10 protein-coding genes are annotated in these 14,016 nt (G+C 44.7%); 5 read left to right on the forward strand and 5 right to left on the reverse strand.

The window, feature by feature from the left end; genetic code table 11:
• Nucleotides 1–116: 116 nt before the first annotated feature.
• Nucleotides 117–1,091 carry a transporter gene (locus VC82_RS13175; protein WP_045802781.1) on the reverse strand — a complete coding sequence of 325 codons (975 nt, stop codon included), beginning with the start codon at nucleotides 1,089–1,091 and terminating at the stop codon, nucleotides 117–119.
• Nucleotides 1,092–1,175: 84 nt separating this feature from the next.
• On the opposite strand from VC82_RS13175, the gene VC82_RS13180 reads away from it, so the two are divergent.
• The 4 genes from VC82_RS13180 to VC82_RS13195 are packed head-to-tail and all read left to right on the forward strand — an operon-like array spanning nucleotide 1,176 to nucleotide 6,624.
• Entirely contained in the window at nucleotides 1,176–1,436 is a 261-nt protein-coding gene (locus tag VC82_RS13180; protein ID WP_045802782.1) for a DUF4834 family protein, read from the forward strand.
• A 24-nt stretch (nucleotides 1,437–1,460) separates the two neighbouring features.
• Entirely contained in the window at nucleotides 1,461–3,896 is a 2,436-nt protein-coding gene (locus VC82_RS13185; protein WP_045802783.1) for a YfhO family protein, read from the forward strand.
• On the forward strand, nucleotides 3,896–5,185 hold the full coding sequence (locus VC82_RS13190; RefSeq protein WP_045803451.1) for a glycosyltransferase family 4 protein: 1,290 nt from the start codon (nucleotides 3,896–3,898) through the stop codon (nucleotides 5,183–5,185). Before VC82_RS13185 ends, VC82_RS13190 begins: the two co-directional genes overlap by 1 nt.
• A complete protein-coding gene (locus VC82_RS13195) occupies nucleotides 5,170–6,624 on the forward strand; it encodes a lipopolysaccharide biosynthesis protein (RefSeq protein WP_045802784.1) in 1,455 nt (484 codons plus the stop codon). The genes VC82_RS13190 and VC82_RS13195 overlap by 16 nt, the downstream gene beginning before the upstream one ends.
• A gap of 379 nt (nucleotides 6,625–7,003) precedes the next feature.
• On the opposite strand, the gene VC82_RS13200 is transcribed toward VC82_RS13195, so the two are convergent.
• Entirely contained in the window at nucleotides 7,004–8,293 is a 1,290-nt protein-coding gene (locus VC82_RS13200; protein WP_045802785.1) for a hypothetical protein, read from the reverse strand.
• Nucleotides 8,294–8,738: 445 nt separating this feature from the next.
• Entirely contained in the window at nucleotides 8,739–9,629 is an 891-nt protein-coding gene (locus VC82_RS13210; protein WP_045802787.1) for a DUF5694 domain-containing protein, read from the reverse strand.
• Nucleotides 9,630–9,698: 69 nt separating this feature from the next.
• Between VC82_RS13210 and VC82_RS13215 the strand changes: the two genes are divergently transcribed.
• A complete protein-coding gene (locus VC82_RS13215) occupies nucleotides 9,699–10,121 on the forward strand; it encodes a hypothetical protein (RefSeq protein WP_045802788.1) in 423 nt (140 codons plus the stop codon).
• A 218-nt stretch (nucleotides 10,122–10,339) separates the two neighbouring features.
• Here VC82_RS13215 and VC82_RS13220 read toward each other — a convergent pair whose 3' ends face one another.
• Nucleotides 10,340–11,086: a hypothetical protein gene (locus tag VC82_RS13220; protein ID WP_045802789.1), complete on the reverse strand. Its 747-nt coding sequence runs from the start codon at nucleotides 11,084–11,086 to the stop codon at nucleotides 10,340–10,342.
• Nucleotide 11,087: 1 nt separating this feature from the next.
• Entirely contained in the window at nucleotides 11,088–13,868 is a 2,781-nt protein-coding gene (uvrA, locus tag VC82_RS13225; RefSeq protein WP_045802790.1) for an excinuclease ABC subunit UvrA, read from the reverse strand.
• Between the last annotated feature and the right edge of the window lie 148 nt (nucleotides 13,869–14,016).

Raw genomic sequence — 14,016 nt, forward strand, 5'->3', positions numbered from 1 at the left:
AAACCTATCGAACGAAAAACGTAAGCTGTTCTCGACTGCGCTCAAACTGACAATTCGTTTGATTACCCACAATATTATGAATATTCGGTGCAGTAGAAAAGCGGGGCCGTCAAAACTTAGAAGTCTAGTTTGTCCTTTTTCTTTCTTTTGCCCCTTTTCCGCTTTTTCATGGCCTTACGGCTGATTTTGTTGCCCGTACTCTGCTGGTCGACAGGTTTCATCTCATCTTTATGAAAATCCAGCCGGTACGAGAACCCGGTGGAAATGAAAATACGGGAGGGCGTGCTTTTAAAACTGGCCCCCAAGTTGATGTCGGCCTGAAAATTCGGGCTAAAAAGGTGTGCGACCCCTGTTCGCAACAACAGGTCTGAATATCGGTCGCTATCTATGCCCTGATGTTCCACAAAAGCACTCCATTTGGGATTTCTAAAGGCATACGACAGCGAAACCAGATAGCTCAACTCTGGGTCATCGGACGAGATGCGGTCATAGGCAATGTTCGATATCAACACCATTCTAGGTGTTAGACGACTTTGTGTGGCCACCATACCACGGTATGAAATGGTGGGGTCTTCGGGGTAGAACGGATTGTCGCCCAAATTGAAGGTGGCCCCACCATAAAGCGACACTGACGGTATCAAATTCTTTAGTTGAAAGAGATTGTTGGCCCGCCAGCTGTACAAATTGGGCTTGTTGCGCTCAGGGTCTTTGTAACGATCGTATATCAAATATTTGATTCCCAATCGGTTTCTTGAAAAATCGGTCCGCTTTTCGCTGAACCCAAAATTGTTGAACGTAATGTTTTGGTTGATAAAGGTACCTTCGTAATTGATTTCCAATTGCTCGACGAGCAGTCCGTATCGCAAAGAAAGGTCTGCTCCCAAAATATTCGATTCGGTGCTAAGGTCGGCATGGTCTTGCTGTTCGTAGAGCATGCCAAATTCTGCCTGCACCACGTTTTTCCCTACCGCATAGGCACTTACCGAGAGTCCGGGCCGGTTTGAGTTGATCACATCGGTGTATTGCCCCAAGGCCGCAAAGGGAAGCAAAAGGGTACAGAAAAGAATTTTTTTCAATGATGAAAGGTCCATACAACCTGTTTTAATACTATTTTATGAAACTTTGTGGCCAAAAAAAGGACCAACAATGTAATTTTGAATTTATAGTGAACACCTATGGCTTTACTGAAAACGATATTAGTACTCATATTAGTATACTATACACTGAAATTGCTGTGGCGGTTATTGGCCCCAAAACTCTTTGGGTATGCCGTTAAAAAGGCTGAGGAACGATTTGGGCAACAGTTCGGCACGTTCGACGATTATTCAGATCCGAAACAGAAAGAGGGCGAGACCACCATTTCAAAGCGGCCCAACCCCAAGGCCAATCCCTCAAAAAAAGTTGGAGAATATATAGATTTTGAAGAAATTGAGTGATCTTTAGGCACTCAAAACCGGTCTATGAAGCTTTCTGCCAAGGCAATTTTCACCCATCTTATCGTAATTGTATTGTTTGTGCTGGCCTCAACGGTGTATTTTTACCCCGTATTGCAGGGCAAGGCCATTTTTCAATCAGACATTGCCCAGTACAAGGGCATGGCCAAAGAGCGCGATGACTTTAAGAAGAACACTGGCATAGAGTCGTATTGGACGAACAGTGCCTTCGGGGGCATGCCCACTTATCAATTGGGAGCCAATTATCCGCACGACTACGTAAAGAAACTCGATAGGCTCATCCGTTTTCTTCCCCGGCCAGCCGATTACCTGTTTTTGTACCTGCTGGGGTTTTATGTGTTGATGCTCTGTATGAAGGCAAAATGGCGATGGGCGGTTTTGGGTGCCCTGGCCTTTGGTTTTTCGACCTATCTCATCATTATCTTGGGGGTGGGCCACAATGCAAAGGCACATGCCCTTGGCTACATTCCCTTTTTGTTGGGCGGAATTATCCTGGTCTTCCGAAAGAAATACATCTTGGGGTTTTTGCTGACCGCTTTGGCGATGGCCCTTGAAATCAGTGCCAACCATTACCAGATGACCTATTATTTTATGCTCTTGGTATTGGTTATGGGGGCCGTCTATCTTATCTATGCCATCAAGGAAAAAGAACTGAAACACTTTTTTGTTTCCGTTGGAATTTTAGTGGGCGCCGTTGTTTTGGGCGTTGCCACCAATGCCACGGGACTCATGGCCACCAAAGAATATGCCGATTGGAGCACACGGGGCAAATCGGAGCTTACCATCAACCCCGACGGTAGCCCGAAAGAAGTAAAAGACGGCCTTGACAAAGAATACATTACCCAATACAGTTACGGCATTTTAGAGTCGCTCAATCTTTTTGTGCCCCGGTTGTTCGGCGGTTCGAACAGCGAAAATCTGGGAAAAGACTCAAAGGCCTATGCCTTTTTGACCGAACAAGGGCTGCCGCCCTCACGTGCCCTTGAATTTACGGGCGGCCTACCGCTTTATTGGGGCAAACAGCCCATCGTGGCGGCCCCGGCCTATGTGGGGGCTGTGGTCTTCTTTTTGTTCGTGCTGGGGCTTTTTTTGGTTAAAGCAAAGCACAAGTGGTGGCTCGTGGCAGGTGTGCTGCTGTCTCTGCTGCTTTCATGGGGAAAGAACTTTCCTGCGTTGACCAATTTCATGATCGATTATTTTCCACTTTATAACAAATTCAGGGCGGTATCATCGGTACAGGTAGTGTTGGAGCTTTGTATCCCCGTTCTTGGAATCTTGGGATTGATGCAGCTCGCCAAAAAGAAGGTGAAGACCACAGAAAAAATGCGGGCCCTAAAATGGAGCACCTTCATTACCGTCGGGCTATGCGTTGCCATTTTTTTGATGAAGGGGTTCTTCGACTTTGAAGGACTGAACGATGACAGCTATCGACGCTATTTTGGTGATGAGCTGATGGCCATGGTACAAAGTGACCGCGAGGCTGTGTATGTGAACGATACCCTGCGAACATTGATTTTTGTACTGCTGACCGCATTGGCGTTGTGGTTTTTTATCAAAGACAAAATTAACAAGAATATCTTGGCATTAGCGTTGGGCGCACTTTTATTGATTGATTTGGTCGGTGTAAACCTGCGTTATGTGAACGCCGATGATTTTGTGCGACAAAGGGTGGTCAACAATCCGTTTCAACCCTCTGAGGCTGATAAGCAAATTATGCAAGACCCCGGTGTTTTCAGGGTCTTTGACCCCAACGAAGGGTTGAACGGTGCGCGCACCTCGTTTTTTCACCACTCGATAGGCGGCTACCATGCGGCCAAGCCCAGGGCCATGCAAGACCTGTTTGAGTTTCATATCTACAAAAACAATTTACAGGTGCTCAATATGCTGAATGTGAAGTATATAATGCAGCAAGATGAAGAGGGTAGAACCTATGCAGCCCTAAACGAAAACGCGAATGGCAATGCATGGTTCGTCGAGAACATCAAAGCGGTCAAATCACCTGATGAGGCAATCCAGGCGCTGGGCGATATCGACACCAAGAAAACTGCCGTGGTGAATACCCAAAAATATCCGTGGCTGGTCAAGACAAGTTATGGGGTGGATTCCACGGCCACCATTCAACTTATCGAGTACCGCCCCGATTACCTGAAGTACCGTTCGAGCAACCCCAACGAGGGCTTTGCCGTATTCTCTGAAATGTTTTACCCCCATGGATGGAATGCCTATTTGGACGGAAAGCCTACCGACCATTATAGGGTCAATTATGCCTTGAGAGGCATGAAAATACCGGCGGGTGAGCATGAAATCGAGTTCAGATTTGAGCCAAAAGTTGTGGAAACCGGAAGCAAAATTGCACTTGGCAGTAATATTTTGCTTGGACTATTGTTTTTGCTCGGACTACTCTATCTATTTTGGCCCAAAAGGGAAAAAACGAAAACCTGATGCAAAAGGTACTTATTATCACGTATTATTGGCCACCGGCAGGTGGGCCAGGGGTGCAGCGATGGTTGAAATTCGTAAAATACCTTCCCGAGTTTGGTTTTGAACCTTGGGTATATGTTCCTGAAAATCCCCATTACCCCCTGATGGATGGATCGTTGGTGAAAGAGATTCCAAAAACCGTAAAAGTCTTGAAACACCCGATCAAAGAACCTTATCGATGGGCCGCTATTTTCTCAAAAAAAAAGATAAAGACAATCAGTTCGGGCATCATTCCAAAAGAAAAACAACAATCCGTTCTTGAAAAAATAATGCTGTGGATTCGTGGCAATCTGTTTATACCCGATGCACGAAAGGCATGGGTAGAGCCATCCGTTCGCTACCTCTCTGAAATTCTGGCCACAGAAAACATCAAGACCATCATCACTTCAGGGCCTCCTCATAGCCTGCATCTAATTGGTATGGGACTCAAGGAAAAATATCCTGACCTGCAATGGATTGCTGATTTTCGGGATCCGTGGACAACCATTGGTTACCATAGAATGTTGCGACTTACAAAATCTTCCCAACGAAAGCACAAACAGCTGGAAAGCAAGGTGCTCAATAATGCCGATAAAATTGTTGTTACCAGCAATACCACCAAAAGTGAACTCGAAAAATTGACTAAAAGACCCATTGAAACCATCACAAATGGCTATGATGACGGTGATGCGCGCGTGATGTTAGATTCAAAATTCACCCTTTCGCATATCGGTTCGTTGTTGACAGACCGCAACCCAGAAGTATTGTGGAAGGTATTGTCAACACTGATAGAAGAAGAACAAGACTTTGCCGAGCACTTGAAAATTCAATTGGGGGGTGCCGTAAGTGGGCAGGTATTACAATCTTTTCGAGAACATGGCCTCGAAAATTTTGTGGAACTATTGGGTTACGTGCCGCACGAAAAAGTCCAAAGTTTGCAACAATCGGCACAGGTATTGTTGTTGTTGGAAATCGATTCAGAAGAAACTAAGGGCATCATTCCGGGGAAAGTGTTCGAATACGTAAGGGCCAAACGCCCGATTTTGGCCATCGGCCCAGCAAATTGGGAAGGGGGGCAGTTGGTCACCGAGACCCAATCGGGCATATATTGTACGCCAAAAGACGGCAAATCATTAAAAGAAGTACTTTTGAAATGGTTTAATGCCTATAAAACCGGTGAGTTGACCATCCAGCCGCAGGGAACAGAAAAATATCATCGGCGGGCTCTCACTGAACAATTGGCCAAGTTTATTGTATGGGAATCGTCTTAAGGCAATCGCTTGCTAATACCATTATCACCTACATCGGATTTGGGGTAGGGGCGGTGAACATTCTCTTTTTATATACCAAGATTCTACCGGCCCAGTATTTCGGACTCGTGACACTGATTTTGGCAACAGGCGCCATTCTTATGCCTTTGATGGCCTTTGGGGTTCACAATACGATGGTAAAATACTTCAATACCCATCGCAATGGCGAAAAAGATGGTTTCTTGAGCCTTATGATACTCGCACCCTTGCTTACTACTGTGCCTCTAGCGGTGTTGACTGTCTTATTTTATGACCCGATTGCAGGACTTTTGGGTACCAAGAACCCTATTGTCAAAGACTATATCTGGTACATTTTTTTGGTAGGGCTGGCCATGGCCTATTTTGAAGTGTTCTATGCTTATAGCAAGGTACACCTGAAATCGGTGTTCGGTAATTTCATGAAAGAGGTCTTTGTCAGGTTGGGAGTAACCCTGTTATTGCTGGCGTACTACTTTGAATGGATAGACCTCGGTTTTTTTCTTAAAGCATTGGTCGCCCTTTACCTCTTGCGAACGGTTATCATGAAAATATATGCCTATACCCTTTACCTGCCCAAGTTGAGCTTTCATTTTCCAAAGGAAACCAAAGAGATACTCACCTATAGCATTCTAATTATTTTGGGTGGATCCGCCGCGCTTATCCTCCTTGAAATCGATAAGGTGATGATCAACCAGTTTGTTGCCATCGAGAATGTGGCGTATTACAGTGTGGCCGTCTTTATCGCCACGGTCATTATCGTGCCCTCAAGATCCATGCACCAAATCACGTATCCCTTGACCTCAGAATTATTGGGAAACCAAGATGAGAAAGGTCTAAAGGCCCTGTATCAAAAAACATCGTTGACCCTCTTTATTGCAGCTGGATTGTTGTTTTTGCTCATCGTGCTGAATCTCAATGACCTGTATTTGCTAATCCCTGGAGAGTACCGTGGCGGTTTTTATATCGTTTTCTTGATCGGATTGGCAAAAGTGATGGATTCCCTCTTGGGAAACAACAATGCCATACTCTATAACTCAAAATACTACAGAACTGTGTTGGCTTTTGGGGTGGGGCTGGCCTTGTTGACCATTTTGCTTAATTGGTTGTTGATTCCCAAAATGGGTATTGTTGGAGCCGCCCTCGCAAGTTTTGTGGCCATCTTTGTTTTCAGCATGTTGAAAGTATGGTACGTTTATTCCAAATTTGGCATTGTACCATTTACAAAGAATACTTTAAAGGTATTTTTGGCCCTCTTGTTGCTTGGATTTTTGTTCAGTTACCTACAATTTCCCTTTCACCCCATTGCCAATATTGGTCTCAAGTCACTCTTGATAGGGGCTATGTATGCAGGTATTTTGTACCGCTTTGACATTTCTGAGGATGTAACCGGATTCATTAAAAAGTTTTTGGGGAAGAAATAAATATTTTATTCTGTATTTGTCATTCTCAGTTCCGATTCCCGATAGCTATCGGGACGGGACGAAGAATCTCACAAAAGTATCATTTGATGTTGAAGAGCCCTTCGATTATGAAAACCTTCGCTTGGCTCAGGGTCGGTTCAACTCTAGAAACAAACTTATTTGCCCAATAAGATTTCGACGTTTCTGGGACTGGTCTACCATTACATTTTGAATTTACTGGTCGTTTTCAAAAATGTGGTTTCACCAAGAAAAACCCCGTAGCAGACGAATCCGCCACGGGGTCAAACAACTAACCAACCTAAAAACTGTCTTTGGCACCCTGATCGAGCGTGTAGTCTCAATGGGAGAGAACCGACGCTACAAACAAGGTTTATTCCTATTAGTGGTTCCGAGTACTTCTGGTTCTCGAGCTTGCACCACTTCTTCTTGAAGTGGGCGCGCTGCGTTTGGCAGAACTTTTTCGAGACGATGAGGTACTTCGCTGTACCGTTTTTCTTTGCGGTGCAGTTTTGCGTTGTACATTTCTCGAGTTACTGCTACGGTCCACTGTTCTTTTTTGTGTTGTGCTTCGTCGCACGTTCTGAGACCTATCGTTTCGGACAACCGAACGTTTCGAGTTTCGGGCCTCCGGCTTCTTATACGACCGGGTCGTGCTGCGCTTTACCGTTTTTGTGCGTGGTGTCGAAGTCACCTCACGCTTGGTCACGGTTCTACCTCTGGGCCTTTTGGTTACCGTTCTTCTTGAAACGGTAGCGGAACGATTGGATCTTTTCCCCACTTTGTCATCTCTTCTTACATCACTCCGCTTAACAGATCTGTTTCTGTCAACGGCCACTCGATCTGTATTGCCACGATAGCCCTTGTTACTGCGAGACACTGTTCTTCGCTCACCCACCGTTCGGTTGCTTCTAGCCTGAAAATCATCTCTTCTACCACGGTTTTCGCGTACAGCAACCCTACGGTCGTTTCTATAGATCTTTGCCCTTCGCGAGTGTCTATATCCATAACGGTCATCGTTATGTCGATACTGCTTGTAGGGTCTTCCAAACCTGTAGAAGGGTCTCCTGAAGTTATGTCTGTAGGGCCTGTAGTAGGTATACCTGATAGGCCTGTAAAACCTCCTATAGGGAGTGTTCCAAACGGTACAGAAGCCTACAGCAGGGCGGGCAAACCACCTATGGAAAGGTCGGTACACATAGTGCCTGTTATAGATGTTGATAAAACCGGTGTAGTGGCTTATAACGCCAGCATTCCAGTACACGTGCAGACCGCCCAAGCGTCGTACACGGCCGTTACGGTACCATATATCAACGCTTCCGATTTGTGAAACACGGCCAAAGGCATCGTAAAAAATGGGTACATTCTCTACCTGAATGACAGCCCCATAGTCATCATACTGCACAAAGGGGTTGTAGTTATAACCGGAGTTGAAGGTAATACCAACGTTACCAATTCGTGCCCCAACCCCGACATTCACTCGATTGTCTATATAGAAATCAAATTCGCCATCGGGATACACAGAAAAGGTAATTCCGTCCTCAACAAAGATGAACGAATTGCCATATCCGCGCACATAGTTGGGAACCAACCTATCTTCACTGACATTGGCCGCTTGGGCGCCAAAGGCAGCCAAGAACAGCACAGCTAAAAAGGGTACAAACTTTTTCATAATACTTAGATTTAAGGTTCCGAATGCAACTATTTACATCCCACCCATGTAGTACCAAACAGTGTGCCAAAAAAAGATGTTTATATTTAAGTATTTGATAGTCAGTTTGATATATTTTGGCTTTACCCTAAAAAAGGTTGTCTTCGAACAAAAGAGAATTTTGCTACATACGAAAAAAAAATATGCTCCACTCTTTTTGATGGTCTATCGTTTTTGGGGCTGTATGGAAGAGGATAGAAAAAAAAACTACTTATTTTGCTGATTTGGCCCCAAATATCACCTGGCTGGTAATCGAAGATTAATCACCAAAGTATTTTTCCAAGTATTTAGACAGTAACTTTGTATTGCCCAAAAACCTGTCGTTTGAGGCCAAAGCCGAGCGGATAGGCTATCAAGACAGTGACGTATTGAAAATACAAAATCACTGAAGTTGACCCACTTTTGCCTATAAACTATCGAACTCCACAAACTCGTATTGGGGCGTGGCTTCAAACAAATGACGTAACAAGGCTGCGTGCCCGTTGCCGAAAATGACCAGAATACGGTCTTTGGGCCCATCGGTGATTTCCACCAATTTTGCAAATATCCGAAGGTTGCGATTGTACCACCACATCGATAGGTAATCGGCCGCTTGGCCATCAGAGTTTCCAATGTTTCCCGTAAGGTACAGCCCATAATTTGCCCTGTGGTTTTCTCGTGAGTTCATACGTTTAAAATAGTCCAATAGGGGCAGTTTTAACCTAATCTTATCCTCATAATCAAGCCATTTTTTGGAAAGTTCCCAATAAGCATCATCGGCCTCCCCATCAATTTTGTTTGTCAGCTCCTTGACCAAAACAGAATCTTTCTCGTACAGATCTCTTATTAATGAATGGGCATCAAGGGCATAAAGCGTATCAAGGCCCAGGTCTTTGGCGATGCGCATGCCCAGTGTAAAACGCTCGTCACGTTTATCGGTGAATCCACCGTTTTTGTATTGCTCGAACTTTTCCATGGTGTTCCATGTGGGGCGGGCCTCGATGACCACTTTGTTGGGCTTGAACTTTTTGATATAGGCGACCAGTTCTTCAAGTTCAGACTTTTTAGGTTCTTTGAGCACATCTACCTTGTTCTCATCAGAGGTCTTGTGTGCATCAAGCCCTGGATATTCAAAGTGAAAAGTGCCCACCACCAATACTTTGACCCGTTCTTTGGGGTAAAAATCAGAGGGCCCCTTTAGAGTGTCGAATGCAGTTTTTTGATCGGTCGAACTGTTATTTTGGGAAGTTTTGGTAGTGCATCCAGCGATTACGACGGCTAAAATGCACAAGCAGAGAGGAAGTCTAAGGTATTTCATCGTTGGCTATCTAATTTATAGTACAGATGAAAATATAGGCAAACTGTTACAGTTTTCTATCTTTAAACCATGAGCAGTATCTTGAAAAGAGCATTTCTCGGGTTTTTGGCGGGACTTTTGGCCGGCACCTTGGTTCTGGGAATAGGCGGGCGACTCGCCATGCGGGGCATCGCCCTGATGGGCGGCCTCAAAGGCGGCTTTAGTTGGGGCGGTACGATGGAGGTCGTCTTGCTCGGACTCATAATCGGGGCCATTTCAGGGACCATATATGGGGTACTTAGCAACTATCTCTTCAAAAACAAATGGTCGGCCGGTGGCCTTTACGGACTTTTGGCATTTGTGGCCATACTAGTATTGCCCATTGAAGGCAAAGGGGCGGCCAAGGGCTTTCCCGATTTACAGGTGCCCATTTCTCTGATTTTTGGTGGCCTGCACGTCGTTTATGGGGTTGTACTGGCTTTTTTGTTTGGGAGGATGAATAGAACTGAATAGGCTTATGGTCAAAGATTTAGGAAATTCCAAGAGATTCCTCGTCACATTGATAGCTATCAGGACTCTGCCGGAATGACTAAAACAATAACACACCCCTGTCCGCCCACGGCGGACTTCCCCTCTCAAGAGGGGGAGGTTGTCATTTAGAACCGCCAAAGGCGGGGAGAAATCTGACCACCAGTTGAAAAACTGGTAGGAGCTGGGGATTAATCTTAGATTTAGTCACTATTGAAAGAATACTCTTTAGGAATTTTAGTTGTAATAAATGTGCCATAAAAGAGTTGAATAGGCAGTCCTATCATTATAAGCACGATTAGAAATGGAAATAGTGGTACAATGAGATATTTTCGTAGTTTCGTATTAATTCTATTTGTGATTAAACCAATGGAATTGTCAAATAATATATCTAAAACAAGGCTGTCATTATATTCTGCTGATTTTATTTTCGGCAGATGCTTCAAACTACCATCCAGCTCAATATCTTGACCAGATGTCCCAGTATGATAGATTTCCATTTTAAATCCTTCATTTCTGTAGAAATAATCAAAAAAAATGGTCACCATCTCTTTATCTTCAGAAATTTCAAATTTAAAATTGTTAGCCTCATTTTTTAAAAATAAAAATCTAGCATCAAGGATATAAGTGTTATTCAAGGTCCTCAAACTAATTGGATTCTTAGGAGAAACGTCACTATAATTAATAACATCATTACCATGATTCCAAAAAGAAAACATTGTAACAGACAAGTTTTTTACTGGCTTTTTCGAATAATGAATGGTTATTTTATCAATCGCAGAAACCTTGTTTTTGAGTAAGTTGAATGTTTTCATTAAATAAGTAGGAGTCTTCTTCTTTTTACTTTTAAAATAAAAGAATATTGTTAGGACAATACTTATTATGGTAAGGGCGAGAAAAATTAGATTTAGCCATCTATTCTCATTTAAAAAATCCAAGAACCTTTCCATTTTAAAACAATTTATCTCTTAAATATCTTCCAGTAAATGATTCTTTATTCTGCACCACTTTCTCGGGGGTGCCCTCGACCACCAAATGGCCACCGTTTTCACCACCCTCAGGGCCGAGGTCAATGATATAGTCGGCGCATTTGATGAGTTCGATATTGTGCTCGATTACGATGATGGAGTGGCCTTTCTCTAACAGCGCATTGAACGAGGCCAAAAGTTTGTTGATGTCGTGAAAGTGCAGGCCCGTGGTGGGTTCATCGAAGATGAAGAGTGCTTTTTCTTTGGTGTTGCCCTTTACCAAAAAGGAAGCGAGTTTAATGCGCTGTGCCTCACCGCCCGATAGGGTAGAAGACGATTGGCCCAAGGTCACATAGCCCAAGCCAACATCTTGCAGGGGCTTTAACTTGGTCACAATTTTGGGCTGGTTGTACTTTTCAAAATGGGCGATGGCATCATCGATGGTCATTTCGAGCACATCGTTGATGTTCTTGCCCTCGAACTGCACCTCGAGAATATCTTTTTTAAAGCGTTTTCCATTACAGACGTCGCATTCCAGATGCACATCTGCCATGAACTGCATCTCGACGGTGATTTCGCCTTCACCCTTGCATTTGTCGCAACGCCCCCCGTCTACATTGAACGAAAAGTGTTTCGCCTGATAGTTTCTGATCTTGCTCAGTTTCTGTGCCGCGAACAAGGCCCGAATGTCATCGTAGGCCTTGATATAGGTGACGGGGTTGCTACGTGATGACCGACCAATGGGGTTTTGGTCAACAAACTCCACGTTTTTGATGTGGGCGTACTTGCCCTCCAATTTGGTGAACTGCCCGGCCTTTTCACCATAGCCCCCAATTTCCTTCAAAATGGCAGGATACAGTATTTTTTTGACCAAGGTGCTCTTGCCACTGCCCGAGACCCCAGTGACCACCGTCAGCATGTTCAGGGGAAAGGTCACATTGATATTCTTTAAGTTGTTTTCACGTGCCCCGATGACCTGAATATAGTTTTTGGAGTTGCGCCTTTCGGCGGGCACCTCGATTTCCTTACTGCCGTTTAGGTAAGAAGCGGTCAGCGAATTTGACTTCAAAATCTCATCAAGCGGGCCCGTGGCAACGATTTCACCGCCCAAAGTGCCCGCTTCGGGGCCAATGTCAATGACCTCGTCGGCGGCCTTCATAATGTCTTCATCGTGCTCGACCACTATTACGGTATTACCCAAATCCCGTAGCGATTTCAGTACTTCGATGAGGTTTTCGGTATCTTTTGGGTGCAGGCCAATGCTGGGCTCGTCCAAAATGTACATGGAACCCACCAAACTGCTGCCCAGTGAAGTGGCGAGGTTGATACGCTGGCTCTCACCACCAGAGAGCGTGTTCGATTTTCGGTTGAGGGTGAGATAGCTGAGCCCGACCTTATCGAGAAAATCCAAACGGGTGGTGATTTCCTTCAACAATCGCTTGGCGATTTTTTGGTCGTGGTCTGACAGCTGCAATTCCCCAAAGAAAGGAACCAGTTTTTTGATGGGCAGCTCAATGAGGTCCACAATCGATTTACCATTGATTTTGACATAGGTGGCTTCCTCACGAAGTCGCTTGCCCTTGCAAAGGCTGCATTTCGTCTTTCCACGGTAGCGGGAGAGCATCACTCTGTTTTGGATCTTATAGCTTTTTTCTTCCAACATCGAAAAAAACTCGTTCAATCCAGTGAAATGCTCATTGCCGTCCCAAACCAATTGTTTTTGCTCTTCTGAAAGCTCATACCAAGGCTTGTGGATGGGAAAATCGAATTTATAGGCGGCATTGACCAATTGGTCACGGTACCACGACATGCTCTCGCCCCGCCAAGGGAATACGGCATTCTCATATACCGATAGGGCCGTATTCGGAACCACCAGGTCTTCATCAATACCAATGACATCACCATAGCCCTCACAGCGGGGGCAGGCCCCATACGGATTGTTAAAGCTGAAAAGGTGTACGTTGGGTTCGAGAAACCTCATGCCATCGAGCTCGAACTGATTGCTGAACAATTGTTGTTTGCCAGTTTCCAAATGTTCGACCACGCAACGCCCCTTGCCCTCAAAAAAGGCATTGTCAACGGCATTTGCCAAACGGTTTCGGAAATCTTCATCATCCTTGACCACAATCCTATCCACCACCAAATCGAATTTACGGCCGATCTCTTTTGGTGCCTGGTCGATCCTAACCACTGCACCATCGTATTTGATACGGGCATAGCCCTGTTTTGAGAAGAGTTGCAGTGATTTCTGTACATCCCTGTCTTCGGGTATGGTGATGGGTGCCAACAGCAATAGCTTTGTGCCTTCTTCAAAAGCCACCACATGTTTCACCACATTGGTGACCGTTTGTTTTTTGACCTCTTTGCCCGAGACGGGTGAAATGGTCTTTCCGACACGGGCAAACAGCAGTTTTAGGTAATCGTATATTTCGGTAGTGGTGCCCACGGTAGAACGGGGATTGGTAGAGTTCACCTTTTGCTCAATGGCAATGGCAGGGGCAATTCCTTTTATATAATCGACCTTGGGCTTGTCGAGCTTGCCCAAAAACTGTCGGGCGTACGAAGATAGGCTCTCGACATAACGCCTTTGCCCCTCGGCATATAAAGTATCAAAGGCAAGGCTCGATTTTCCTGAACCCGAAAGACCGGTAATCACAACCAGTTTGTTTCGGGGGATCACCACATCTATATTCTTGAGATTGTGCAGCTTGGCACCTTTTATGATAATATTCTGTTTGGGATCGATATCTTGTAGTGAAATCATTCTTCGAAATTATAAAAAGGGCACAAACAAATAAATGAAATGAAGCAGAAATAGTGCCCACAACTTGCACTTAATAACTAGATTATTAACTTTGACATATAAAATACTGCATATCACAACATAAGTTTCCATCCAAACACCCTAAGTG

Source organism: Flagellimonas lutaonensis, assembly GCF_000963865.1.
Lineage (GTDB): Bacteria > Bacteroidota > Bacteroidia > Flavobacteriales > Flavobacteriaceae > Flagellimonas_A > Flagellimonas_A lutaonensis.

What these genes read in the sequence shown, in the direction of transcription:
- VC82_RS13175 (WP_045802781.1), bottom strand. Translation starts at nt 1,091, where the DNA reads ATGGACCTTTCATCATTGAAAAAAATTCTTTTCTGTACCCTTTTGCTT.
- VC82_RS13180 (WP_045802782.1), top strand. Translation starts at nt 1,176, where the DNA reads ATGGCTTTACTGAAAACGATATTAGTACTCATATTAGTATACTATACA.
- VC82_RS13185 (WP_045802783.1), top strand. Translation starts at nt 1,461, where the DNA reads ATGAAGCTTTCTGCCAAGGCAATTTTCACCCATCTTATCGTAATTGTA.
- VC82_RS13190 (WP_045803451.1), top strand. Translation starts at nt 3,896, where the DNA reads ATGCAAAAGGTACTTATTATCACGTATTATTGGCCACCGGCAGGTGGG.
- VC82_RS13195 (WP_045802784.1), top strand. Translation starts at nt 5,170, where the DNA reads ATGGGAATCGTCTTAAGGCAATCGCTTGCTAATACCATTATCACCTAC.
- VC82_RS13200 (WP_045802785.1), bottom strand. Translation starts at nt 8,293, where the DNA reads ATGAAAAAGTTTGTACCCTTTTTAGCTGTGCTGTTCTTGGCTGCCTTT.
- VC82_RS13210 (WP_045802787.1), bottom strand. Translation starts at nt 9,629, where the DNA reads ATGAAATACCTTAGACTTCCTCTCTGCTTGTGCATTTTAGCCGTCGTA.
- VC82_RS13215 (WP_045802788.1), top strand. Translation starts at nt 9,699, where the DNA reads ATGAGCAGTATCTTGAAAAGAGCATTTCTCGGGTTTTTGGCGGGACTT.
- VC82_RS13220 (WP_045802789.1), bottom strand. Translation starts at nt 11,086, where the DNA reads ATGGAAAGGTTCTTGGATTTTTTAAATGAGAATAGATGGCTAAATCTA.
- uvrA (WP_045802790.1), bottom strand. Translation starts at nt 13,868, where the DNA reads ATGATTTCACTACAAGATATCGATCCCAAACAGAATATTATCATAAAA.